The organism is Thauera sp. JM12B12, from assembly GCF_039614725.1.
In the GTDB taxonomy this organism is placed as follows: domain Bacteria; phylum Pseudomonadota; class Gammaproteobacteria; order Burkholderiales; family Rhodocyclaceae; genus Thauera.
The window spans coordinates 552,107-576,183 of the sequence record NZ_CP154859.1 but is presented as its reverse complement, the minus strand read 5'-3'; the positions used below and the strand labels follow the sequence as shown (position 1 = coordinate 576,183).

19 protein-coding genes are annotated in these 24,077 nt (G+C 69.4%); 13 read left to right on the top strand and 6 right to left on the bottom strand.

Annotated elements, in window-relative coordinates; genetic code table 11:
• Nucleotides 1–20 precede the first annotated feature (20 nt).
• The 5 genes from AAG895_RS02480 to AAG895_RS02460 all read left to right on the top strand — a co-directional run bounded on the left by AAG895_RS02480 (nt 21) and on the right by AAG895_RS02460 (nt 7,691).
• Entirely contained in the window at nt 21–617 is a 597-nt protein-coding gene (locus tag AAG895_RS02480; protein WP_345793988.1) for a hemerythrin domain-containing protein, read from the top strand.
• A gap of 59 nt (nt 618–676) precedes the next feature.
• The gene (locus tag AAG895_RS02475) at nt 677–1,546 is read left to right on the top strand and encodes an alpha/beta fold hydrolase (protein ID WP_345793987.1); all 870 of its coding nucleotides are present in this window, start codon (nt 677–679) and stop codon (nt 1,544–1,546) included.
• Nucleotides 1,547–1,591: 45 nt separating this feature from the next.
• Nucleotides 1,592–2,374 (top strand): 2-oxopent-4-enoate hydratase, encoded by a 783-nt coding sequence (dmpE, locus tag AAG895_RS02470; RefSeq protein ID WP_345793986.1) that lies wholly within the window; start codon nt 1,592–1,594, stop codon nt 2,372–2,374.
• A 106-nt stretch (nt 2,375–2,480) separates the two neighbouring features.
• Complete coding sequence (locus AAG895_RS02465) at nt 2,481–6,032, top strand: indolepyruvate ferredoxin oxidoreductase family protein (RefSeq protein ID WP_345793985.1); 3,552 nt, start codon at nt 2,481–2,483, stop codon at nt 6,030–6,032.
• Between the two features lie 153 nt (nt 6,033–6,185).
• Nucleotides 6,186–7,691: a diguanylate cyclase gene (locus tag AAG895_RS02460; RefSeq protein ID WP_345793984.1), complete on the top strand. Its 1,506-nt coding sequence runs from the start codon at nt 6,186–6,188 to the stop codon at nt 7,689–7,691.
• A 30-nt stretch (nt 7,692–7,721) separates the two neighbouring features.
• Here the strand turns inward: AAG895_RS02460 and AAG895_RS02455 are convergent, their stop codons facing one another.
• The 3 genes from AAG895_RS02455 to AAG895_RS02445 form a co-directional block, all read right to left on the bottom strand.
• Nucleotides 7,722–9,920 carry an acetate--CoA ligase family protein gene (locus AAG895_RS02455; protein ID WP_345793983.1) on the bottom strand — a complete coding sequence of 733 codons (2,199 nt, stop codon included), beginning with the start codon at nt 9,918–9,920 and terminating at the stop codon, nt 7,722–7,724.
• A 4-nt stretch (nt 9,921–9,924) separates the two neighbouring features.
• Nucleotides 9,925–10,707: an enoyl-CoA hydratase/isomerase family protein gene (locus AAG895_RS02450; RefSeq protein ID WP_345793982.1), complete on the bottom strand. Its 783-nt coding sequence runs from the start codon at nt 10,705–10,707 to the stop codon at nt 9,925–9,927.
• A gap of 79 nt (nt 10,708–10,786) precedes the next feature.
• A complete protein-coding gene (locus AAG895_RS02445) occupies nt 10,787–11,479 on the bottom strand; it encodes a class I SAM-dependent methyltransferase (protein ID WP_345793981.1) in 693 nt (230 codons plus the stop codon).
• Between the two features lie 190 nt (nt 11,480–11,669).
• Between AAG895_RS02445 and AAG895_RS02440 the strand changes: the two genes are divergently transcribed.
• The 6 genes from AAG895_RS02440 to AAG895_RS02415 all read left to right on the top strand — a co-directional run bounded on the left by AAG895_RS02440 (nt 11,670) and on the right by AAG895_RS02415 (nt 17,144).
• Entirely contained in the window at nt 11,670–11,966 is a 297-nt protein-coding gene (locus AAG895_RS02440; RefSeq protein WP_345793980.1) for a DUF2282 domain-containing protein, read from the top strand.
• A 29-nt stretch (nt 11,967–11,995) separates the two neighbouring features.
• Nucleotides 11,996–12,934, top strand: a complete 939-nt coding sequence (locus AAG895_RS02435; RefSeq protein WP_345793979.1) for a DUF692 domain-containing protein — start codon at nt 11,996–11,998, stop codon at nt 12,932–12,934.
• A complete protein-coding gene (locus AAG895_RS02430; protein ID WP_345793978.1) occupies nt 12,931–13,704 on the top strand; it encodes a DNA-binding domain-containing protein in 774 nt (257 codons plus the stop codon). The genes AAG895_RS02435 and AAG895_RS02430 overlap by 4 nt, the downstream gene beginning before the upstream one ends.
• Nucleotides 13,701–14,255, top strand: a complete 555-nt coding sequence (locus tag AAG895_RS02425; protein ID WP_345793977.1) for a DoxX family protein — start codon at nt 13,701–13,703, stop codon at nt 14,253–14,255. Before AAG895_RS02430 ends, AAG895_RS02425 begins: the two co-directional genes overlap by 4 nt.
• 190 nt (nt 14,256–14,445) lie before the next feature.
• On the top strand, nt 14,446–15,564 hold the full coding sequence (locus AAG895_RS02420; RefSeq protein ID WP_345793976.1) for a transglutaminase domain-containing protein: 1,119 nt from the start codon (nt 14,446–14,448) through the stop codon (nt 15,562–15,564).
• Between the two features lie 143 nt (nt 15,565–15,707).
• Nucleotides 15,708–17,144, top strand: coding sequence for an NAD-dependent succinate-semialdehyde dehydrogenase (locus AAG895_RS02415; protein WP_345793975.1), 1,437 nt, complete (start codon nt 15,708–15,710; stop codon nt 17,142–17,144).
• A gap of 102 nt (nt 17,145–17,246) precedes the next feature.
• Here AAG895_RS02415 and AAG895_RS02410 read toward each other — a convergent pair whose 3' ends face one another.
• Nucleotides 17,247–18,137: a hypothetical protein gene (locus AAG895_RS02410; protein ID WP_345793974.1), complete on the bottom strand. Its 891-nt coding sequence runs from the start codon at nt 18,135–18,137 to the stop codon at nt 17,247–17,249.
• A 264-nt stretch (nt 18,138–18,401) separates the two neighbouring features.
• On the opposite strand from AAG895_RS02410, the gene dksA reads away from it, so the two are divergent.
• Nucleotides 18,402–18,836: an RNA polymerase-binding protein DksA gene (gene dksA / locus AAG895_RS02405; RefSeq protein WP_345793973.1), complete on the top strand. Its 435-nt coding sequence runs from the start codon at nt 18,402–18,404 to the stop codon at nt 18,834–18,836.
• Entirely contained in the window at nt 18,837–19,610 is a 774-nt protein-coding gene (locus AAG895_RS02400) for a serine protease (RefSeq protein ID WP_345793972.1), read from the top strand.
• A 21-nt stretch (nt 19,611–19,631) separates the two neighbouring features.
• Here the strand turns inward: AAG895_RS02400 and AAG895_RS02395 are convergent, their stop codons facing one another.
• Together AAG895_RS02395 and AAG895_RS02390 are read right to left on the bottom strand one after the other, a co-directional pair.
• A complete protein-coding gene (locus AAG895_RS02395; RefSeq protein WP_345793971.1) occupies nt 19,632–20,285 on the bottom strand; it encodes a DNA-binding response regulator in 654 nt (217 codons plus the stop codon).
• Complete coding sequence (locus AAG895_RS02390) at nt 20,257–23,754, bottom strand: ATP-binding protein (protein WP_345793970.1); 3,498 nt, start codon at nt 23,752–23,754, stop codon at nt 20,257–20,259. The genes AAG895_RS02395 and AAG895_RS02390 overlap by 29 nt, the downstream gene beginning before the upstream one ends.
• Between the last annotated feature and the right edge of the window lie 323 nt (nt 23,755–24,077).

Sequence of the window (24,077 nt, the reverse complement as noted above, 5' to 3'; positions counted from 1 at the left end):
CAACAGAAAAGGACACCCCCATGGACGCGATGCGCATCCTGATGGACGAACACCAGTCGCTGGCGGCGATCATCCACGCCATCCGCCACATGATCGGCGAGATCGGCGCGGGCCGCCTGCAGCCGGACCACAAGCTGCTCGAGGCGATGGTGCACTACCTGGACGCCTACCCCGAGAAGCGCCACCACCCCAAGGAGGATGAATTCCTCTTCGGCCCGCTGCGCGCGCGCACCCACGACGCCGACGCCGCGCTCGACCGCCTCGAAGCCGAGCACGCGCAAGCCGACGCCCGCATCGCGGTGCTCGCGGCCGCGGTCAAGGGCTACGCCCAGGACCCGGCCCACTTCGAGGCCTTCAAGGCCGCCTTCAACGACTACGCCGCCTTCTACCGCACCCACATGATGACCGAGGAGCGCGAGGTGCTGCCGCTCATCCGCAAGCACTTCACCGCCGAGGACTGGGCGCGCGCCAACGCCGGCTTCATCGCCGACGACCCGCTCTCCGGCACCCGCGCCTCCGCGCGCGCCGGCGAGGAAGACTTCGCGCACATCTTCTCCAGGCTCGTGGCCGCCGCTCCGGCACCGATCGGGCTCGGCGCAGGACCGTACAAGGGCTGAGCGCCCACCATCCACGGCAGACACATGCCGCTCCTCCAACACCAACAGGACCTACAACGATGAGCACTCAGACCGCCCCCCTGACCGAAGCCGCCACCAGCCACCTCGTCCGCCTCAAGGTGAATGAGCTCGACGTGCAGGTGCACTACAACGACTGCGGCAGCGGCGCCGAAACCGTCGTCATGCTGCACGGCTCCGGCCCCGGCGCCACCGGCTGGGCCAACTTCCACCGCAACGTCGACGCCTTCGTCGGTGCCGGCTACCGCGTGGTGCTGATGGACTGCCTGGGCTGGGGCAAGAGCGACCCGATCGTGTGCACCGGCTCGCGCTCGGACCTCAATGCCCAGACCCTCAAGGCCCTGCTCGATGCCCTGCAACTCGACACGGTGCACATCGTCGGCAACTCGATGGGCGGCCATAGCGCGGTCGCCTTCGCGCTGTCGAATCCGACCCGCGTCGGCAGGCTGATCCTGATGGGCGGCGGCACCGGCGGCCCGAGCCAGTTCGTGCCCATGCCCACCGAAGGCATCAAGCTGCTGCAGGGCCTGTACCGCGAGCCGACGATCGAGAACCTGAAGAAGATGATGAACGTCTTCGTCTTCGACCCGAGCAGCATGACCGAGGAGCTGTTCCAGGCACGACTGGACAACATGCTGGCGCGCAAGGACCACCTCGAGAACTTCGTCAAGAGCCTGGCCGCCAACCCGAAGCAGTTCCCCGACCAGGGCCCGCGCCTGGGCGAGATCGCTGCGCCGACGCTGGTGATCTGGGGCCGCGACGACCGCTTCGTGCCGATGGACGTCGGCCTGCGCCTGATCTGGGGCATGCCCAATGCCGAGTTGCACATCTTCAACCGCTGCGGCCACTGGGCGCAGTGGGAGCATGCGGACAAGTTCAACCGCATGGTGCTCGACTTCCTGGCGCACTGAGCCAGCCTGGCCGAACTCCGAGAAACCGTCCGACGAGAGCCCTACATGGACGAAAGCACGATCCAGCGCTGCGGCGACGAACTCTACGCGGCACTGCAGGACCGCAGCCCGATTGCGCCGCTCACCGACCGCCATCCCGGAATCGGCATCGACGATGCCTATCGCATTCAGCAGCGCATGATCGCCCGTCGCATCGAGGCGGGCGAGCGCATCGTCGGCAAGAAGATCGGCGTCACCAGCAGGGCGGTGATGAACATGCTCAGCGTCGACCAGCCCGACTTCGGCATGCTCACCGACGCGATGGTCTACGGCGCAGGCGAGCCGATCCCGACCTCGTCGCTGATTCAACCCAAGGCCGAGGGCGAGATCGCCTTCGTGCTCAAGCACGACCTGACCGGGCCGGGCGTGACCGCGGCCGATGTGTTGCGGGCGACCGAGGGCGTGATGGCCTGCATCGAGATCGTCGATTCACGTATCCGCGACTGGAAGATCCGCATCCAGGACACCGTGGCCGACAATGCGTCCTGCGGTGCCCTCGTACTCGGCTCCAGACTGATCGACGTGCGCGACCTCGATCTCGTCACCTGTGGCATGGTGCTGGAGAAGAACGGCGAGGTCGTCGTCACGGGTGCCGGTGCGGCGACGATGAATTCGCCCGTCAATGCCGTCGTGTGGCTGGCGAACACCCTCGGCCGCCTGAAGATCGGCCTCAAGGCCGGCGAGATCGTGCTGTCGGGCGCGCTCGGCGCCATGGTACCGATCAGCGCCGGTGACAACCTCCACATGAGCGTCGCCGGCATCGGCGACTGCTCGGTACGCTTCGTCTGAACACGAGGACAGGTTGCAGAACCGGGCCGGCGGCGCACGAGGACGTCACCGCCGGCCCATGCCCCAAGACCGGCGCCACGCCGACAGAGACACAGAGGAACCCACGATGTCGTCCAAACAGGACCTGACCCGGCAATTCACCGCGGAAGAGGGCATCATCCACATCGGCGGCATCGAGGCGCTGGTGCGCCTGACGATGGACCAGATCCGCCTCGACCGTCGTCGCGGCCTCAACAACGCGATGTTCGTCTCCGGCTACCGCGGCTCGCCCCTGGGCATGCTGGACGCCAACTTCATCAAGCAGCAGAAGCTGCTGATGCAGCACAACATCCAGTTCGTCGATGGCCTCAATGAGGACCTCGCCGCCACCGCCGTCTGGGGCACCCAGATGATGCACACGGTGGGCAAGCAGAAGTTCGATGGCGTCGTCGGCACCTGGTACGGCAAGGCACCCGGCGTGGACCGCTCGGGCGACGTGCTCAAGCACGCCAACTACACCGGCACCCTGCGCAACGGCGGCGTGCTCGCCATCTTCGGCGACGACCCGAGCTGCAAGTCGTCCTCGCTGCCCAGCCAGTCGGAGGCCATGTTCTACCACGTCGGCATCCCCTCGCTGTACCCGGCCAACGTGCAGGACATCCTCGACTTCGGCCTGCACGGCTACTACCTGTCGCGCATCTCCGGCCTATGGGCGGGCCTCAAGATCGTCACCAACGTCGCCGACGGCAGCGGCAGCGCGATCGTCGATGCGGACCGCCTGAAGTTCGTCACTCCGGTGGTCGAGCTCGACGGCCGCCCCTACACCCCCGAGGTCAACCTCGGCATGAACGTGCGCAAGGACGCGCTCGACATGGAGCGCACGCTGTACTACGCGCGCCAGGAGCTCGCCCGCCAGTACGCACGCGAGAACGGCCTCAACAAGCTCACGCTCCCCAACGCCGACGCCTGGCTGGGCATCATCACCGCCGGCAAGACCTACCACGACCTGCGCCAGGCCTTCATGGAGATGGGCCTGGACGACGAGGCCCTGCGTCGCGCCGGCGTGCGCATCCTCAAGATCGGCATGCTCAACCCGCTGCAGCCGGACGACATCCGCGACTTCGCGCGCGGCCTCGAGGAGATCCTCGTCGTCGAGGAGAAGCGCCCCTTCATCGAGCTGTTCGCCAAGGAGATCCTCTACGGCACGGCCAACGCACCGCGCATCGTCGGCAAGCGCGACGAGGAAGGCCGCGACCTGCTGCCCTTCCATGGCGAGTTCGAGTCGGACGTCATCGCCCGCGCGGTGCACGCCCGCCTTTCGCGCAAGACCAGGCTCGAGTCGGCCGAGGCCTGGATCCGCCGCCTGGACGAGATCCACAGCCGCCACGCGCTGACCACGCTCACGCGCAGCGCCTGGTACTGCTCGGGCTGTCCGCACAGCACCTCGACCAAGGCCCCGGACGGCAGCATCGTGTCGGCGGGCATCGGCTGCCACACGATGGCGATGTGGATGAACCGCGGCGTGGTGATGGGCACCCACATGGGCGCCGAGGGTGCGCAGTGGATCGGCATGCAGCCCTTCACCGACACGCAGCACATCTTCCAGAACATGGGGGACGGCACCTACGCCCACTCGGGCAGCCTGGCGGTGCGCTACTGTGCGGCGACCAACACCAACATCACCTTCAAGATCCTGGTCAACAGCCACACCTCGATGACCGGCGGCCAGGAGATCATGGGCGCCGAGCCGGTGCGTGCGATGGTGGCCGAGCTGGTCGCCAACGGCGTCAAGCGCATCATCGTCACCACCGAGGACCTGTCGCGCTACAACGCGGTCAATCTCGAGGGCAACACCGAGGTCTGGCACCGCGACCGCATCATGGAAGCGCAGAAGCTGCTCGCCGAGACCGAGGGCACCACCGTACTGATCCACGACCAGGAGTGCGCCGCCGAGCTGCGCCGTCAGCGTGGCCGCGGCAAGGCCTGGGAGCCCGAGGCGGTGATGGTGATCAACGAGCGCGTATGCGAAGGCTGCGGCGACTGCGGCGAGAAGTCCAACTGCATGTCGGTCGAGCCGGTGCAGACCGAGTTCGGTCGCAAGACGCGCATCCACCAGCCGTCCTGCAACAAGGACTACTCGTGCGTGAAGGGCTTCTGCCCCTCCTTCCTCACCATCACGCCCAAGGCCGACCCCAAGGCCGGCGAGGCGAAGAAAAAGAAGAAGGGCCGCCTGCCCGCGCTCGAGCGCGCGCTGCCGGATCCGGTGTTCAAGGTCGATCCGGACAACTTCGGCGCCCACGTCATGGGCATCGGCGGCACCGGCTCGGTGACCGTGGCGGCGACAATCGCCAACGCCGCGCGCATCGACGGCAAGTGGGCGGTGGGTCTGGACCAGACCGGCCTGGCGCAGAAGGGCGGCGCGGTGATCTCGGACATCAAGATCACCGCCACCCCGTTCGACGGCGCGAACAAGATCTCGGACGGCAGCACCGACCTCTACCTGGGCTTCGACATCCTCAACGCCACCGACAACAAGAACCTGGACAAGTGTCACCCCGAGCGCACGATCGCGATCGTGTCGACCGGCCAGGCGCCCACCGGCTACATGGTGTCGGACAAGTCGGTGCAGTTCCCCAATGTCGACCGTCTGATCCAGGGCATCGACCGCGTCACCCGGCGCAACGACAACGTCTATCTCGACGCGCAGACGCTGGCCGAGGGCCTGTTCGCCGACAGCATGGCGACCAACATGTTCATGGTCGGCGTGGCCTACCAGGCCGGCGCGCTGCCGATCAGCGCCGCCGCCTTCGAGACCGCGATCAAGCAGGCCGGCGTCGGGGTGGACATGAGCCTGCTCGCCTTCAAGTGGGGCCGCATGGCGGTGATCGATCTCGACTACGTCCTCGCCGAGATCCACAAGTACGAAGCCAAGGCGCCCAAGCTGCCCGCGCTGACCGCCGAAGCGCGCCAGATCGTGGACTCGGTCGGCGCCACGGGTGAGCTCAAGCGCCTGCTCGAGATCCGCGTGCCCGACCTGATCGGCTACCAGGACGCCGCCTACGCCCGCCGCTACGCGGCCAAGGTGAAGCGCGTGATGGAAGCCGAGAAGCGCGTCGCGCCGGAGAGCTCGGCGCTGGCCGAAGCCACCGCCCGCCACTTCTACAAGTTGATGGCGTACAAGGACGAGTACGAGGTCGCCCGCCTGCACGCCGACCCGGCCGTCCTGGCCGAACTCGATGCGCAGTTCCCGCACGGCTACACCGTCGAGTACAACCTCGCCCCGCCCCTGCTCACCAAGCGCGACCCGGAGACCGGCGAGCCGATCAAGCAGAAGTACGGCCCCTGGGTACTGAAGGCCTTCCGGCACCTGGCGAAGATGAAGCACCTGCGCGGCGGCAAATGGGACATCTTCGGCAAGACCGAAGAGCGCCGCATGGAGCGCCAGGCGATCGAGGACTACGACCGCCTGCTCGACCAGCTGTGCGCCAAGCTCGATCGCGACAGGCTCGCGATCGCGGTCAAGCTTGCCAGCCTGCCGGACGAGGTCCGCGGCTACGGCCACGTCAAGGAGCGCCACGTCGCGCTCGCCAAGGCGAAGCAGGCCCAGCTGCTGGCCGAGTTCGAGAACCCGCAGGCCGCCAAGGCCCGCGGCGCGGCGCAGGTCGTGCAGTTCGTCTGATCGGTAACGGCGCCTGCGGGTGCCGAATTCCGGGGCCCGGGACCCCGGCCCCCGCCTCACGGCGGGCGCCGGGGTCTTTCGCGTGCTCGCTGACGCGATCGGGCCACCGCGCGATCGCCCCGCGGCTACCCAATCCGGGATCTCGGATGACAGGTGCACAGCATCGACTGCTATGCTTTCGCCGCCCTGCCCATCCACCCCTTCGCCGAGGCGGAACCTCTCCCGAAGCGCCGCATGCATCCGCCCACGCCCCGCCCGCCGCAGCACCTGCAGATCGCGAACGCGGTCCTGCTGTTCGCGTGCTACTGGATCGCCTGGCAGGTCTCGGCGCTCTTCGAGGTCCAGGCTCACGTGAGCGCCCTCTACCTGTCCGCCGGGCTGAGCACCGCGGCGGGAATGATCTGCGGCTGGCGCATCCTGCCCTGGGCCTTCCTCGCCATCCTGACGGTACGTCAACTCGGTGTGGGCGGCGGGCTCTCCCTGGCGCTGGACTGGGGCGGCGCGCTGCGCCAGGTGGTGTGCTACGGCGGCGCCGGCCTGCTGCTGCGCTCGCACTGGCTCGCCCATCCGACCCGGCTCACGCTGCCGACCGCGCTGCACTTCGTCACCATCAGCCTCGGCGCGGTGACGCTTTCCGCCGCGACCACCCTGTTCATCCCGCCCTTCCGTCACTTGCCGACCGACACGTTCGGCGAAGTCTTCCTCGCCTTCTGGGGTGGCGACTTCGCCGGAGTCCTGTTCGGTGTGCCGGCCTTCACGCTGGCCTGGAACCTGCGCCATGGCCGCCGCTACGCCGCCTCGCCGGACACGGGCGAAGTGCAGCTGCGCAACCAGGGCCTGCCGGCGCTGCCGGGCCTGCTCGGGCTCGCCGTACTGGTATCGCTCTTGGTCCTGAACCTGCCGCAGCTGCTCGGCGTCGCGCCCGAACTGTCGATCCTGGTGCTCTTCCCGGTGCTGCTGGCCGGACTGACCCGCGGCGTACTGTTCGCGTACCTCACCGCCGTCATCGTATGCGCGGTGCAGGTCGTCGGCGGCCGGCTGCTCGAGGTGCAGGCCGGCAGCGTCACCGAACTGCAGCTGCTGCTCGCGATGAGCGCGGCCACCGCGCTGCTCGCCGGTGCGGCACACGACGATCGTCACTTCGCCTGGCGGCTGGCGAGCCGCGATCCGCTCACCGGTCTCGCCAACCGTCACCGCTTCCAGGAGCAGCTCGACCATGAACTGCTGCGCGCCCCACGCACCGGCGGCGCGGTCGGGCTGATGTACATCGACCTCGACGGCTTCAAGGCGGTCAACGATCGCCTCGGCCACCACGCCGGCGACGCGCTGCTGCAGCAGGTCGCCAGCCGCCTGCGCGCATGCGTCCGCGCTACCGACACCGTGGCGCGGCTCGGCGGCGACGAGTTCGCGATCATCCTGCCCGTCCTGCACCAGGCCGAGGACGCAGCGCACATCGGGGAAAAGCTGCTCGCCCGCCTCGCGGAGCCCTACCAGCTCGACGCGGAAACGGCGCACATCTCGGCCAGCATCGGTTTCGCCCTGCACCCGCGCGACGGGCGCAGCGCCACCGAGCTGATCCACAGCGCCGACCGCGCGATGTACGAAGCCAAGCGCCTCGGCCGCAATCGCATCGTGCGCCACGGGACCGGCGGCGGCTGAGCGGGCTGCCCCGCCGCCGCCCCTGCCGCCTCAGCTGCTGGCCACCGCGCGGTTGGTGATGATGCGCGCATCCACCACGGCATACCCGTCCGGGTAGGCGATCACCGGATTGAGGTCGAGCTCGGAGAGCTGCGGGTAGGCGCTGACGATGCTCGACACCTTCAGCAGCAGGTCGACCAGCGCCGCCTTGTCCACCGGCAACTCGCCGCGCACGCCGGCGAGGATCTTGCGCCCCTTGAGCTGGCCGACCATGGCCTCGGCGTCGTGGCGGGACAGCGGGATGGCGCGGAAGGCGACGTCCTCCAGGATCTCGACGAAGATGCCGCCGAGGCCGAACATCAGCACCGGCCCGAAGATCGGATCGCGCACCACGCCGATGATGACCTCGGTGCCCTTCCGCGCCATCGGCGTCACCAGCACGCCGCGGATGTCGGCGTTGGCGTCGTAGGCACGGCAGCTCGTCATGATCTGATCGAACGCCGTGCGCAGCGCCGCCTCGCCCACCAGGTTGAGCTTGACCCCGCCGGCGTCCGACTTGTGCAGGATGTCCTTCGACACCACCTTCATCGCCAGCGGCTGCTCGCCGAACTTGGCCACCGCGGCGGCGAGCTCGTCGGCGCCGTGGGCGACGACCTCCTCGGCCACCGCGATGCCGTGCTCGCGCAGCAGGGTCTTGGCCTCGAACTCGTAGAGGTCGCGGCCCTCGTTCTGCGCGCGCGCGAACATGGCCTGCATGGTCTCGAGCGGGGTCACGCCCGACTGCAGCGGCTGGCCGTGCTGGTGCTGCAGGTAGATGCCGCGCTCGGCGAGCGCCTGCAGCACCTTCACCGCGTGCTCGATCGACGCATACACCGGCAGCCCGGCCTCGTGCAGGCGGCGCAGCGCGGGCGGCTTGACCGGCGCATACAGGCTGTAGATGACCAGCGGCTTGCCGCAGCGGCGAGCGAGCTCGATCATCGATTCGGCCGCGCGCATCTCGCCGCCGAGCAGCGATTCGGCGAAGCGGGTGTGATAGCCGCCGAACATGCCGACCAGGAACACCGCGTCCACGTTGTCGTCGTCGGCGACGATCTCCATGCAGCGCGCGAGCACTTCGGGGTCGGCGTCGGACGTGCCGGCGACGTCGATCGGGTTGGCGAGCGAGGCCTGGGCGAACAGGATGTCGGCCAGGCGCTTGCGCGTGGCCGCCGACAGTTCGGCGAGCTCCAGCCCGGCGTCCGACAGGCGGTCGGAGGTGATCGTGGCCTGGCCGCCGCCGTCGGCGATCACCGCCACCCGCCGCCCGCGCGCCTGCTGCATCAGCGCCAGGCCCTCGGCCACCGGCAGGATCTGGTCGGAGTGGCGCACCACGCTCACGCCCACCTGCTTGAGCAGGTCGACCGTCATCTCGTAGCTGCCGGCGAGCGCGCCGGTGTGCGAGCTGGCAGCCTTCTTGCCGAGCTCGGTGGCGCCGGACTTGTACACCACCACCGGCTTCACCGGCGTGATCTCGCGCGCCGCCTGCAGGAAGCGCTGGCCGTCGCGGAAGCCCTCGACGTACAGCGTGGCGACGCGGGTGTTCTCTTCCTCGCCGAGGTAGCGCAGGTAGTCGTTGAAGCCGATGTCGGTCTGGTTGCCCGGGCCGACATAGGTCGAGAAACCGACGTGGCCGTTGTTTTCCGCCTCCAGCACCAGCGCGAGCAGCATGTTGCCCGACTGCGAGATGAAGCCGATGTCGCCCGCCTTCACGTTGCGCAGGTCGAGCAGGTTCACGTTCTTGTGCAGGTTGAACATGCCCGAGGTGTTGGGGCCGATGATGCGCACGCCGCCCGCGCGCGCGGCGTCGAGCACCTGCTGCTCGAGCTTCGCGCCTTCGGGCCCGGTCTCGCGGAAACCGCTGGCGAGGATCACCGCGCCCTTGACGCCCTTGCGCCCGCATTCGGCCATCAGCCCGGGGAGGGTCGCGGCCGGGGTGCAGATCAGCGCCAGGTCGACCGGACCGGGGATGTCGTCGAGCGAGGCGTAGGTGGGCACGCCGAGGATCTCGGGCACCTTGGGGTTGAGCGGGTAGATCCTGCCGCGGTAGTTGCCCTTGATGAGGCCGACCATGGCCTTGTAGCCGCGCTTGGTGGGGTCGGCCGAGGCGCCGACGATGGCGATCGCATCGGGCGCGAGGAAGTCGTGCAGCGGGCTCTTGTGGGCGGGCGTGGAGGCGGACTGGGTCGGTGCCTGGGTCGCAATCTCGGTCATCGTGTCATTCCCCCTTGAAGACGGGTGCGCGTTTCTCGGCGAAGGCATCGACGCCTTCCTGCCAGTCCTTCGTCGTGCCGACGAACATCATGCCCTCGAGCTCGGCAGTGAGGCAGGCATCCAGCGTACGCTCGGCCGACAGGTTCAGCTGCTCCTTGGCGAGCTGCATCGAGAACGGCGCCTTGCTCGCCACCTTGAGCGCGAATTCGCGCGCCGCGGCGAGGAAGCCCTCGTCCGCGAACACGCGGTTGGCCAGGCCGATGCGCACCGCCTCCGCGCCACCGATGCGCTCGCCGAGGAACACCAGCTCGCGCGCCTTGGCCAGCCCCACCAGGCGCGGCAGCAGCCAGGTCACGCCGCCGCCGAGGAAGTTGCCGATCGAGATCTCGGGCAGACCGATCTGCGCGCTCTCGGCCATCAGCATGAAGTCGGAGGCGATCGCGATCTCGGCGCCGGCGCCGAGCGCATAGCCATTGACCGCGGCGATCACCGGCGTCTTCATGTGCAGCAGGCGGTGGCAGGCGTCCTGCTCGCCCTTGAGGTACTGGCGGCGGTCGAAGGCGGTGCGCCCGACCTTGTGTGCCTTGAGGTCGGCGCCGACGCAGAAGGCGCGGCCCTCGCCGGTGATCAGCACGACACGGGCGTCGCGGTCGGCTTCGGCGCGGGTGAGCGCGTCGTTGAGTTCGTCGTAGAGCTGCTGGGTGACGGCGTTGAGGCGCTGCGGGCGGTTGAGACGGATCTCGGCGATGCCGTCGGTGAGGTCGTAGAGAATGGTTTCGTAGCGCATGGGAGGCTCTCCGTTGCGGGGTGGGGGGAGAAGGCGATCTCGTGGCGGCCGGCGAAAGCGGCCGCAGGGCGCGGCTGGATCACGGACCGCGCGGCCGGCAGTCATGCGCATTGACGGGCTTGCGCATCAGCACCACGTCCTTGCGCGGCACCTCGCACAGCCAGCCAAAGCGCCGCGCGATGCAGCGAAAGGTGGCCTCGCGATAGAACACCACGTGCGTGGGGTCGCGCCGGTAGTGCCAGCTGGCAAAGCGCGCGTCGTCGGTCTGGAAGCAGGTCATCACCGCCAGCCAGCCGCCGGGGCGCAGCAGGCGGTCGAAGCGGGCGAACTCGGCGGCGGGGTCGTGGAAGTGCTCGGCGACCTCGGTGCAGGTGATGAAGTCGTAGGTCTGTGCCAGCGCGGCGGGGTCGGGCGCGAAGAAGGGGTCCCAGACGCACATCGTGTGGCCGGCGGCCTCGAGCATCATCGCCAGCGCAGGCGCCGGACCGCAGCCGTGGTCAAGGCCGGCGCTGCGCGGCGTCAGGCGCTGCAGCAGCGGCTCGGCGAGGCGCGACAGGAAGGCGCGGTAGGCGGGGTCGCCGGCCTCATTCCGGTGCAGCAGGTATTCCGCGCGCTCCTCGGCCACCTCCGGCCGCTGCGCAGGCGGCACGAAAGTGGCTTCACAGGCATCGCAACGCCAGTAGTCCCGTCCATCGACATGCATGAAGGGGCGCGGCGCGGCCTCGAGGCAGACCGGACAGGCGGCCGCCGATCCGGGAGCATGCATACTCATGCCCGCCATTATGCCGCGCTCGCCGCATCCTGCCGCCCCGGCTGCGAGTTTCCCGTCGCCGGACGTCCTCCGAGCCCAGCGCGACACCGCAGGCGCGCAGAGGAATTTTTATTCCCGCCTGTAAGAATCGGCGCGCGCCCGGCGACGAAGCGGTGTGGGACATCCCCACCAACCACCTCAGGAGACCGCAATGAAAAGCCTCAATTCCGCCGCCGCCCTCGCCCTCGCACTCGGTGTCGCGCTCGTTACGGCGACCGCGCCGGCCGCTGCCCAGGACATGGAGAAGGAGAAGTGCTTCGGTGTCGCCATGAAGGGCAAGAACGACTGCGCCGCCGGACCGGGCACCACCTGCGCCGGCACCGCCAAGAAGGACCACCAGGGCAACGCCTGGAAGTACGTGCCCAAGGGCACCTGCGAGAAGATGGCGTCACCGACCTCGCCCACCGGCATGGGGCAGCTGCAGGCCTTCATGGAGAAGAAGTCCTGATCGGCTGAAGCGGAATCGGAGCGCTCGCGATGACCACCGCCACTTCTCTCGGACACCCCGCCGGGTTGCATCTGGATGGCGGCCATCGTGACGCACCAACGCGGGCGGCGCAGGGCAGCCTGCCGCCGCGTGCCGGCATCGGCCTGAAACCGCAACATTTCGAGGACATCGTCACCACGCGTCCCGCGCTCGGCTTCTTCGAGATCCATGCCGAGAACTACATGGTCGCCGGCGGGCCGATGCACCACTGGCTGGAGCGCATCCGCGCGCACCATGCGCTGTCGGTTCATGGCGTCGGCCTCTCGATCGGTTCGGAGGGCCCGCTCGACGGCGCCCACCTCGACCGTCTCGCCGCCTTGCTGGCGCGCTACCAGCCGCAAGCGTTCTCCGAGCATCTGGCGTGGTCATCTCACGGCGGCGCCTTCCTAGACGATCTGTTGCCCCTGCCCTACGACCGCGCGACGCTGGCGCGGGTGTGCGACCACATCGACCAGGTGCAGACGCGCCTCGGGCGCCGCATGCTGCTCGAGAACCCGGCCACCTACGTCGAATTCGACCGGTCGACGATGACGGAGGCGGACTTCATCACCGAGGTCGTACGCCGCACCGGCTGCGGTCTGCTGCTGGACGTGAATAACGCCTACGTGTCGGCGATCAACCACGCCCGCGACGTCGAGGCCTACGTCGACGCACTGCCACTGCAGGCGGTCGGCGAGATTCATCTGGCCGGCTTCGCGGTCGATCGCGATGCGATCGGCGCAGCGTTGCTGATCGACAGCCATGGCTCGCCCGTCGCCGAGGCGGTGTGGAATCTGTATGAATTCGCGCTGGCGCGGGTGGGCGCAGTGGCCACGCTGATCGAGCGCGACAACGACGTCCCCGGACTCTCCGAGCTGATGTCCGAGGCGGCACGCGCCGATGCGCTGTTGCGCAGGTCGGCCGGCGCAGCCCAGGAGGTCGGCGCATGACGACCCACGCGGACTTTGCCGCGGCATTGCTGGATCCCGAGGCCGCGCTTCCCGCGGGCCTGGTGGTCTGGAACGGCTCCGATCCCGCGCACCGCTTTGCCGTGTATCGCAACAACGTCACCAGCGCACTGAGCGACGTGCTCGCCGACAGCTTCCCGGTCACGCAGCAACTGGTGGGCGAGGAATTCTTCCGCGCCATGGCGCGCGTTTTCCTGCGCCGCTCGCCGCCGTCCTCACCGATGCTGAGCGCTTACGGCGAGGGCTTCCCGGCCTTCGTCGAGGATTTCGCGCCGGCGCGCGCGGTGCCCTATCTCGCCGACGTGGCCCGGCTGGAATGGCTGCGTCTGCGGGCGCTGCATGCGGCCGATGCGGCACCGCCGAAGCCGGACGAGATCGCGCGCGCGCTCGCCGACCCCGACCGGCTGCCGGGGCTGCGCCTTCGTCTCCACCCGGCTGCCGGCGTGATCCGCTCGCCCCATGCGGTGATGTCGCTGTGGGCCGCGCATCACGGTGTGGGCGCGCTGGACGACATCGATCCGTTCCGCCCCGAAGCCGCGCTCGTCGTGCGGCCGGCGATGGAGGTCGAGGTCGTCGGCCTGCCACCGTCCGGAGGGCGTTTCGTCGCCGCGCTCGCCGACGGGCGTGCGCTCGGCGAGGCCGCCGATGCCGCCGGCGCCGACCCCGCCTTCGATCTCGCCGCGACGCTGGCCGTGCTCATTCGACATGGCGCGCTGGGCGCACTGCAATTCGCCGACAGGAGCTGGCCATGAACACGGACCTGCATACGACACGCGAGGCCGGACGCCGCCCCGGCATCGCACTCGACGACGCATCGACCGTCGACCGGATCCGGCGCGCGATCGCCCTGTGCGGCCGCATCCCGCACACCTTCATCGCGCTCCTCGCACGCTTCTCGATTGCCGCGGTGTTCTGGAAGTCGGGGCAGACGAAGGTGGAGGGGCTCGCGATCGACCTCATCGACGGCAGCTTCGCGCTCGGTATCCCGCGCCTGTCGGACTCCGTCGTCGCGCTCTTCGCCGACGAGTATCGCCTGCCGCTCATCCCGCCCGAGATCGCCGCACCGATGGCCGCATTCGCCGAGCACCTGTTCCCCATCCTGCTGCTGGTGGGCCTCGCCACGCGCTTTTCGGCGCTGGCGCTGCTCGGGATGACGCTGGTGATCCAGGTCTTCGTCTATCCAGGCGCCTATCCGACGCATGGCGTATGGGCGGCGGTGCTGCTGTACCTGATCGCGCAGGGACCGGGTGCGCTGTCGCTCGACCGCTGGATCGCGACCCGATGCGCTCGCGGCGCGCGATAGCCGTGCCCCTTCACTGCGCTCCCTGATTGACCGAGAATGCGCGCCGGACAAAGCGTCGATCCTCTGCATCGGCCGTCCTTCGTGCGCGGCCCTGCCCGCACCGGCGCCCGCGCCGTCACCGGCCGGCGACACCCTTAAGCCCCGGCGGCACCCCGCACCGGGGCGGCTCAACTCGATCGGGAGATCCCACGTGAATCGCCGCAACTTCCTCCGCACCGGCACGCTCGCCGCCGGCCTCGCACTGCCCGCGCTCGCGCGCGCCACGGCCGCCTCTGCCACGCCCGCCGCCGGCGCCGCCTTCGCCCCCACGCCGGAAACCGGCTGGCGCCGCTTCGAGCTGACGACGCGCATCGAGCCGCTCGCCGCGGACGGCGCCACCCGCGTCTGGGTGCCGCTGCCGGCGATGAACGAGGCCGACTGGCAGCGCCCGATGGGCAGCCTGTGGCAGGGCAACGCCGACTACATGACCCTGGTGCGCGACGCCTCGGGCACGGAGATGCTCTACGCCGAATGGGCGCCGGGCAGCGCCGTTCCCCAGCTCGAGGTGGTGAGCCGCTTCGCCACCCGCGACCGCGCCGTCGACTTCTCGCACCCGCATGCCGAGCCCCTGCGCCTGCCGCCCGCCCAGCACGCGCACTACACCCGCGCCACTGCCCTGCTGCCCACCGACGGCATCGTCGGCGACACCGCGCGCGACATCGTGCGCGGCGCGAAGACCGACGAGGACAAGGCGCGCGCGATATACGACTGGATCGTGGACAACACCTTCCGCGATCCCAAGGTGCGCGGCTGCGGCACCGGCGACATCCGCACCATGCTCGAGACCGGCGACCTCGCCGGCAAGTGCGCCGATCTCAACGCGCTCTTCGTCGGCCTGGCGCGCGCCGCCGGCCTGCCGGCGCGCGACGTGTATGGGCTGCGCGTCGCCGATTCGCGCTTCGGCTACAAGAGCCTGGGCAAGAGCGGCAACGTGTCGAAGGGCCAGCATTGCCGCGCCGAGGTCTTCCTCGAGCGCTTCGGCTGGGTGCCGGTCGACCCGGCGGACGTGCGCAAGGTGGTGCTCGAGGAGCCGCCCGGCCAGCTGTCGATCGTCGATCCCAAGGTGATCGTCGTGCGCAAGCGCCTGTTCGGCGCGTGGGAGATGAACTGGCTCGCCTACAACGACGCCCATGACCTCAAACTGCCCCACAGCACCGGAGACGAGGTCCCCTTCCTGATGTACCCGCAGGGCGAGGCGAACGGCGAGCGCTTCGACAGCCTCGACCCCGACGCCTTCCGCTACACGCTGACCGCGACCGAGCTCGGCTGAACGCCCCTCCGCTGCGGGCAGGCCGGGCGCGGCGCGCAGCCGCGCCCGGCGAGGATCGTCGGCGCGCGGTGGACATCGTGCGCCCGGATGGCCAAGAATCGGGGCCCCTCCCCTTTTCCCCGCCCCGAGCTGGAGACGACAAGATGAGCTACCCCGACACCCAGTTGCTGATCGACGGCCAGTGGCGCGACGCCCTCGACGGCCGCACGCTGCCTGTTCTCAATCCCGCCACCGACGCCGAGATCGGCCGCGTCGCCCACGCCGGCATCGCCGACCTCGACCTCGCGCTCGCCGCCGCGCAGAAGGGCTTCGAGACCTGGCGCAAGACCTCCGCGATCGAGCGCGCCAAGGTCATGCGCCGCGCCGCCGCGCTGATGCGCGAGCGCGCCGCCGACATCGCGCCGCTGCTCACCCAGGAGCAGGGCAAGCCGCTGGCCGAGGCGAAGGTCGAGACCCTGGCCGCCGCCGACATCATCGAGTGGTTCGCCGACGAGGGCCTGCGCGTGTATGGCCGCATCGTGCCCGGGCGCAACCTCGCCGCCACGCAGATGGTGCTGAAGGACCCGGTGGGCCCGGTGGCGGCGTTCACGCCGTGGAACTTCCCGATCAACCAGGTGGTGCGCAAGGCCGCGGCGGCGCTCGCCACCGGCTGCTCGATCCTGATCAAGGCCGCGGAAGAAACGCCGGCTGCGCCCGCCGCGCTGGTGCGCGCCTTCGTGGACGCCGGCGTGCCGGCGGGCGTGATCGGCCTGGTGTATGGCACCCCGGCCGAGATCTCGAGCTACCTGATCGCGCACCCGGTGATCCGCAAGATCACCTTCACCGGCTCCACCCCGGTGGGCAAGCAGCTCGCCGCGCTCGCCGGCCAGCACATGAAGCGGGTGACGATGGAGCTCGGCGGCCACGCCCCGGTGATCGTGTGCGAAGACGCCGACCTCGACCTCGCGGTCAAGGTGTCGGCCGCCTCCAAGTTCCGCAACGCCGGCCAGGTCTGCATCTCGCCCACCCGCTTCCTGGTGCACGAGAGCGTGCGCGCCGAGTTCGCGGCGGCCATGGCGCGCCACGCCGCCGGCATGAAGGTCGGCGACGGCCTCGCCCAGGGCACGCAGATGGGTCCGCTCGCCAACCCGCGCCGGGTGGCGGCGATGAGCGACTTCCTCGCCGACGCCGTCGCGCGCGGCGCCACGGTGGCGGCCGGTGGCGAACGCATCGGCGGCAGCGGCAACTTCTTCGCCCCCACCGTGCTCACCGACGTGCCGCTCGACGCCAAGGTGTTCAACGAGGAGCCCTTCGGCCCGGTGGCGGCGATCCGCGGCTTCGACACCCTGGACGAGGCGATCGCCGAGGCCAACCGCCTGTCCTTCGGTCTCGCCGGCTACGCCTTCACGCGCTCGTTGAAGCACGCCCACCTGCTCGCCCACGAGCTCCAGGTCGGCATGCTGTACATCAACCAGCCGGCGACGCCGAGCGCCGAGGTGCCCTTCGGCGGCATCAAGGATTCGGGCTACGGATCCGAGGGCGGACCCGAGGCGCTCGAGGCCTATCTCAACACGCGCGCGGTGACGGTACTGAACGTGTGAGCCCGAAGCCACGCTGAAAAAGCAGCGGGCGGATGCGCATCTCGCGCATCCGCCCGCTTCGCTTCAGCTCAGCCGCAGACGCGGCCTTCGCTCAGCAGTGGCTCAGAAGTGCCATTCCATCTGGAAGGTCGGGGCGCTGGTGTCGATGCCCGGCTTCTCGACGCCATTGGCGAAGGCGTGGTTGCCGAACTTGTTGCGCCAGTACTCGTAGCCCACGCCCATCAGGAAGGTGTTCTTCTTGCCCCAGGCCATCTGGCCCACGTCGACCATCAGCGAGGTGCGCATCAGGGTCTCGGTGTGGGTCTTCACCCCTGCGTAGTCCTTGCCCTTCTCGCCGTTGATGTTGATGAAGCCCTGGAACTTCAGCGGCACCGAGCCGGCATTGAAGGGGATGCCCCAGGCCGCGCTGAGGATCCACTGCGGATCGAAGCTGACCTCGGTCTTCGGACACGGGTCGAAGCCCCCCGGAGTGGAGGGATTCAGGCCGCAGCGGTTCCACTCCTTGCCGAGCAGCAGGCTCACGTCGAGAAAGCCGGGCACGTCGAACTTGAAGGTCGGACCGAGCACCACCAGGCGCTTGCGCGGGGCGAACGCGGTGTTCTTGGTGTTGAGGTCGAAGCCGGCGGTGACGGCCACCTCCTTGACCGGTCCGAAGGCCAGGCTCTTGTCGAACACCTTGCCCAGATGGACCTGGTGACGATAGGTCAGGTAGAACTCGGTCGCCCCGCTCTCCCCACCGCTGGCCGGATCGGCCTTGTCCGACTGCAGCACGTCCAGATTCACGAAGTTCTGACCGACCGAGTAGCCGCTGGCGTGGGTGAACTGCAGGACGTGCTTCTGGACGTCCTTGGTGTTGGTCGGCTCGCGGAAGTCGGTGCCGTAGCGGTAGCCGACGAAGGTGTCGCTCCAGGTCGCGGCCTGGCTCACTGCGGGTACGGCCAACAACGCGCCTGCGAGGGCAAGCGGCTTGATGCGGGTGCTGAGTCTTGTCATTTTGTGTCTCCGGAGGGTCCCAAGGTGTCAGGAAGAAGGCGCACACGCCATTCCGGTGGGCAAATTACCTGCATCGCCCCGATCCGATGACTGCGAAACGCTTATAGTCCCCATAAGGAATCCGGATAATCCACAGACTGCCCCGGCGCGTGTGCACGTCGCTCACCCAGTCCGCGTTTTGGCGTGTATGGTGACCGGACAGACCCTTCCGGCGGCACCCGCCCTCCGGATCTCGGTACGCAGCCTCACGCTGAGGAGAGCAGCATGAATGACACGCTCATTGCCCAGGCCCCACTTCCCACCGAAGCCGAGATGCTGGCCGCGCCATCCGACCAGTACATGTCCGCGCGCCAGCTGGCCTTCTTTCGTGCGCGGCTGATCGCCGAGCGCGACGCGCTGCTCGACTCCGCGCACCGCACCACCCTGCACCTGCAGGAGTTCGAGAGCACCCCCGACCCTTCGGACCGTGCCTCGCTCGAGGAGGACCATACGCTCGAGCTGCGCGTGCGCGACCGCGAACGCAAGATGCTGCACAAGATCGACGAGGCCCTGGCGCGCATCGACAACGGCACGTACGGCTGGTGCGAGTCGAGCGGCGAGCCCATCGGCATTGCCCGCCTGCTCGCGCGACCGACGGCCACGCTCAGCGTGGAGGCGCAGGAGATCCACGAGGCCCGGCGCCGGATGCGGGGCGGCTGAGTGGCCGCGCCCGGCCGCCGCGCGGCTGCCCCCCCGCCGGCCCCGATCGAGTCCATCCTGCTGACCGCCGCGCGCGTGCGCACCTTCGAGGGCCAGCGCGGGCTGACGAATGCGAGCGGCTTCTTCTTCGCGCGCGATGGCCGCCTGTATCTGGTGACCAGTCGCCACGTGCTGCACGACGAGGCGAGCAAGCACTTCCCGGACCGCATCGAGATCGAGCTCCACGACGATGCGCTCAACCTCGCCCACTCCACCGGCTTCTCGATTCCGCTCTATCGTGACGGACTCAGCATCTGGCGCCAGGGCGAGGATTCGGCCGGCGACATCGACGTCGCCGTGATCGAACTCGAACGCGCCGCCTTACCGGCGCAGACCGACCTGCGCGCGTTCACGCCGGACCACCTCCCCGGTCCGGCCGACCGCATCGAGGTCGGCACCTCGCTGCTGGTGGTGGGTTTTCCGCTCGGTTTCCACGACACCCTGCACCACATGCCGGTGGTGCGCCAGGCGGCCATCGCCTCGTCCTTCGGGCTGCGCTTCCAGGGCGAGGGCTACTTCCTGACCGACGCCCGCACCCACCGCGGCACCAGCGGCGCCCCGGTGGTGATGCGCTGCACCCGTACCGAGCCGCCCGCGGGCGATCTGCCGTGGCTGCTGCTGGGCGTGCATTCGGCAAGGCTCGACGTCGGCACCCGCGACCTGAAGCTGGACGAGGCGCTCGGCCTGAACTGCGCATGGTATGCGGACATCCTGATGACGCTGACGGCGGACTGAAGAACACCCTCGGGCGGCCGCTCAGGGGCGGGCGAGCCGTCCGAACTGGGCCACCGCCGCGGTGCGCGTCTCCACGCCGAGCTTCTCGTAGATGTGCTCGAGGTGCTTGTTCACCGTGCGCGGGCTCATGCCGAGGATCTCGGCCACGTCGCGGTTGGTCTTGCCCCGCGCGACCCACTCCAGCACGTCCATCTCGCGCTGCGTCAGCGGATTGGGCAGCTGCGCCACGGCGGGCTCTGCCTCCTCGCCGCGCGCGCGCATCGCCGCGTTCATGTCTCGCGCCACCCGCAGGTGCGCCCGCAGCCGCGCCACCAGCTCGTCGGGGACGACCGGCTTGACCAGGTAGTCGATGCCCCCAGCGGACAGGCCCTCGACCAGGCGCTCGGTCTCCGCCAGCCCGGTCATGAAGATCACCGGCACGGTGTGCATGCCCGGCGCCTGCTTGAGCCGGCGGCAGGTCTCGAAGCCATCCATGCCCGGCATGCAGGCGTCGAGCAGCACGGCGTCCGGGGTGATGCGCTCCAGACGCTTGAGCGCGGTGGCGCCGTCGGTGGCGACCAGCACGGTGTAGCCGGCCGCGTCGAGGGCCTCGGCGATCATGCGCACCGTGTCCGGCGCGTCGTCGATCAGCAGGATGACTTCGCGCTCACGAGGCGACGGTGTGTGGACAGTCATCGGCGACTCCATCGAGCGTGTGGATGAGGGTGTCGAAGCGCAGCTCCAGGGTCAGCGCGCGCAGGGTTTCCAGCACGGCGCGGCGTTCGGGGTGGAGGGCTTCGAGTTCGTCGAGACGACGCAACAGGCCCTGCAGGTGACCGAGATCGGCGAACTCGCGCAGCTCGGCGCGGATGGTTGCGGGCAGGGCGGAAAGCGCCGCCGGCGCGGGCGACATGAGGCTGGGCGGCATGGGGCGGGGCGACGAAGGGTCGTCGGCGCCCCGGGTCTGCGGCAACGCGGTCGGTGCAAGCTCGCGCACGCCCCTCGCCTCACCCACTGGCGCGTCGGCGGGCGCCGCTTCGTCGTTCTCCGCATAGATCCACGCCAGCCCCAGCCAGGTGCTGAGGCGCGCGAAGAGCTCGGTCTCCAGCACCGGCTTGACGATGAAGTCGTTGCAGCCGGCCGCCTTGCGCCGGCCCGGCAGGTTCTCGTAGGCGTTGGCCGAGACCATGACGATCGGTCCGCCATAGCCGGCGTCGCGCAGCTGGCGGCTCAGCGTCCAGCCGTCGGTCACCGGCATCGACACGTCGAGGAACACGATGTCGGGCGCAAACGCCTCGACCTGCCGCAGCGCCTCGTCCGGACGCTCGCACTCCTCGACCAGGAAGCCGCGCGGACGCAGCATGTCGGCGATCAGGTGGCTCTGCGCCGGCTGGTCGTCGACGACCAGCAGCTTGCGGCGTGGGCCGAAGTAGCCGCGGATCTCGCGTTCCGGCCGCGTCGCCACCCGCGGATGCGCCACCCGCGGCAGATGCAGCTTGACGCGGAACACGCTGCCGCGCCCCGGCGTGCTGTTGACGGTGAGCTGGCCGCCGGCAAGCTGGATCAGCAGGCGCGTGATGGTGAGCCCCAGTCCGGTGCCGGGCGCGCTCGGCGGCTGGTTGCCGGTGCCGCGCTCGAAGGGCTCGAAGATGCGCTCCAGGTCGGCCTCCGGGATGCCGCAGCCGGTGTCGCGGATCTCGAACACCGCGATCTCGCTCTGGTAGGTGATCTTCAGCACCACCTCGCCGCGCTCGGTGTAGCGCACCGCGTTGGCGAGCAGGTTGATCAGGATCTGGCGCAGCCGGCTGGTGTCGCCCTGCACCACCTCGGGCATGCGCCCGGCGAACTCGGTGCGGAAATCGAGCCCCTTCCGCCCGGCCTCGAGCCGGATCATCTTCTCGACGTGGGCGAGGAATTCGCCGAAGCGGAACTCCTGGCGGTTGAACTGCAGGCGCCCGGCCTCGATGCTGGCGATGTCGAGCAGGCCGTCGATGAGCGCCAGCAGGTGTTCGCCGCTGCGCTGGATGGTGGAGATCGCCTCGCGCCGGCGCCGCGGCAGGTCGGTGTCGCGCAGCATGATCTGCGAATAGCCGAGGATGGTGTTGAGCGGCGTGCGCAGCTCGTGGCTGATGCCGCGCACGTAGCGGCTCTTGGCTGCGTTGGCGGCCTCGGCGTCCTCCTTGGCCTGCTGCAGCTTGGCGTCGGTGTCGCGGTGGGCCTCGATCTCGCGCAGCAGCAGCTGGTTCTGGCGCTCGGACTCCTCCTGCGCCACCCGCCGGCTCTCGTTGGCGAGCACCAGCCACCACACCCCCACCGCCGCCAGCAGCGCGAGCACGGCGAAGATGCGCAGGAAGGCCAGCCCCAGATTCGTCTCGCCCGCCTGCGCCGCCAGCAGTTCCTGCTGGTACACCAGGCCCACGACCGAGGCGATCACCACGCTGCTCACCAGGAACACGGTGACGAACTGGCTGACGCGGCGCGCCACCCGCGCCGACATCGATGACGGCATCCAGCCCGCCAGCAGGGGGGCGAGGCGGGCGAGCAGACCGGCGTCGGGCTTGCAGCGGTCGCGGCAGCGCGCCTCCAGCGTGCAGCACAGCGAGCAGATCGCACCGCCGTAGGCCGGACACTGCGCCATGTCCTCGGCCTCGAAGTGGTTCTCGCACACCACGCAGCGCAGCGGCTCGGCCACGCGCCACTGCGTCTCGCGCGGCCGCGCCAGATAGAAGCGGCCACGCGTGCCCCACGCGATCAGCGGCGCCAGCGCAAAGGCGGTGAGCAGCGAGATGAAGGGCGCGAAGGCCTGCGCCGCCGGCCCGAGGTGGCCGCCGAAGGCGACGATGCCCAGCACCGAGCCCGCCAGCATCGCCCCCACCCCCACCGGATTGACGTCGTAGAGGTAGGCGCGCTTGAACTCGATGTGGCGCGGCGACAGGCCGAGCGGCTTGTTCACCACCAGGTCGGCCACCACCGCGCCGATCCACGCCACCGCCACGTTGGCATACACGCTGAGCACGTGCTCCAGCGCCTCGAACACGCCGAGCAGCATCAGCATGAGCGCGATGAGCACATTGAAGATCAACCACACCACCCGCCCCGGATGGCTGTGGGTGAGGCGCGAGAAGAAGTTGGACCACGCCAGCGAGCCGGCGTAGGCGTTGGTCACGTTGATCTTCACCTGGCAGATGATGACGAAGATGCAGGCCAGCGCGATCGCCGCGCGCGGATCGTCGACCACGTGCTGGAAGCCGGCGAGGTACATCTGCGTGGGCTGCAAGGCCTTCTCCGGCGGCACCATCGCCTGCAGCGCGAGGAAGGCGAGGAAGGCGCCGCCCACCATCTTGAGCGCGCCGGGGATGATCCACCCCGGCCCCGCCGCCACCACCGAGGCCCACCAGCGCCCGCGGTTGCGCTTGCCCGCCGGCGGCAGGAAGCGCAGGAAGTCCACCTGCTCGCCGATCTGCGCGATCAGCGCGAAGGCCACCGTGCACCCCGCCCCCACCGCCAGCCAGTCGAACTCGTTGCCGTGGCGGCCACCGAACTCGGTGAAGGCGGCGTAGAGCTCCGGCTCGCGCAGCAGCACGACGAGGAAGGGCGTCAGCAGCAGCACCACGAACACCGGCTGGGTCCACGCCTGCAGGCGGCTGATCCAGGTGATGCCGTGGGTCACCAGCGGGATCACCGCAAGCGAACTGAGCAGGTAGCCCCACTGCAGCGGCAGCCCGAACCAGAGCTCGAGCGCGAGCGCCATGATCGCCGCCTCGATGGCGAAGAAGATGAAGGTGAAGGAGGCGTAGATCAGCGAAGTGATGGTCGAACCGATATAGCCGAAGCCGGCGCCGCGCGTGAGCAGGTCCATGTCCACCGCCTCGCGCGCGGCGTAGTAGCTGATCGGCAGGCCGGTGAGGAAGATCACCAGCGCGACCAGGCCGATCGCCCACACCGCGTTGGTGAAGCCCCAGTTCAGCGCGATGGTGCCGCCGATCGCCTCCATCGCCAGGAAGGACACCGCGCCGAGCGCGGTGTGGGCGATGCGCGAGAACGACCACTTGCGGAAGCTGCGCGGCGCGTAGCGCAGCGCGTAGTCCTCCAGCGTCTCGTCGGCGACCCAGCTGTTGTACTCGCGGCGGATGTGAATGATGCGCTGGGTGGCGGGGGCGGTCACGGCAGGGGGCGTTGAAGGACGGTCAGGATCGATCCTGGTGCTTCAGCAAGAAGCGTTCCCACCCATCGCGGTGCATTCGCGGCCCGTGCCTGCCCCATCCGCGCGCCGCCCGCTGCCGAGTGCGCACCGTTTCGGGGCGCGCGCGCGCCCTCATGCACCACGGCCGACAACGGGCGTGCCTTTCCACGGCGCATCTTGTGCGCCGCACAAGACGATAAGCAAACCCCCTGCGCATCCCCATACGTCGTTTGACGTATTCGCGGTTTCGCCGCTGATGGATAGCTTGTGCACCGCAACGAGACGACAGCGAATTCAGCCCGACC

Coding starts and splice junctions, on each gene's coding strand:
- AAG895_RS02480 (WP_345793988.1), top strand. CDS start 21: ATGGACGCGATGCGCATCCTGATGGACGAACACCAGTCGCTGGCGGCG.
- AAG895_RS02475 (WP_345793987.1), top strand. CDS start 677: ATGAGCACTCAGACCGCCCCCCTGACCGAAGCCGCCACCAGCCACCTC.
- dmpE (WP_345793986.1), top strand. CDS start 1,592: ATGGACGAAAGCACGATCCAGCGCTGCGGCGACGAACTCTACGCGGCA.
- AAG895_RS02465 (WP_345793985.1), top strand. CDS start 2,481: ATGTCGTCCAAACAGGACCTGACCCGGCAATTCACCGCGGAAGAGGGC.
- AAG895_RS02455 (WP_345793983.1), bottom strand. CDS start 9,920: ATGACCGAGATTGCGACCCAGGCACCGACCCAGTCCGCCTCCACGCCC.
- AAG895_RS02450 (WP_345793982.1), bottom strand. CDS start 10,707: ATGCGCTACGAAACCATTCTCTACGACCTCACCGACGGCATCGCCGAG.
- AAG895_RS02445 (WP_345793981.1), bottom strand. CDS start 11,479: ATGAGTATGCATGCTCCCGGATCGGCGGCCGCCTGTCCGGTCTGCCTC.
- AAG895_RS02440 (WP_345793980.1), top strand. CDS start 11,670: ATGAAAAGCCTCAATTCCGCCGCCGCCCTCGCCCTCGCACTCGGTGTC.
- AAG895_RS02435 (WP_345793979.1), top strand. CDS start 11,996: ATGACCACCGCCACTTCTCTCGGACACCCCGCCGGGTTGCATCTGGAT.
- AAG895_RS02430 (WP_345793978.1), top strand. CDS start 12,931: ATGACGACCCACGCGGACTTTGCCGCGGCATTGCTGGATCCCGAGGCC.
- AAG895_RS02425 (WP_345793977.1), top strand. CDS start 13,701: ATGAACACGGACCTGCATACGACACGCGAGGCCGGACGCCGCCCCGGC.
- AAG895_RS02415 (WP_345793975.1), top strand. CDS start 15,708: ATGAGCTACCCCGACACCCAGTTGCTGATCGACGGCCAGTGGCGCGAC.
- AAG895_RS02410 (WP_345793974.1), bottom strand. CDS start 18,137: ATGACAAGACTCAGCACCCGCATCAAGCCGCTTGCCCTCGCAGGCGCG.
- dksA (WP_345793973.1), top strand. CDS start 18,402: ATGAATGACACGCTCATTGCCCAGGCCCCACTTCCCACCGAAGCCGAG.
- AAG895_RS02395 (WP_345793971.1), bottom strand. CDS start 20,285: ATGACTGTCCACACACCGTCGCCTCGTGAGCGCGAAGTCATCCTGCTG.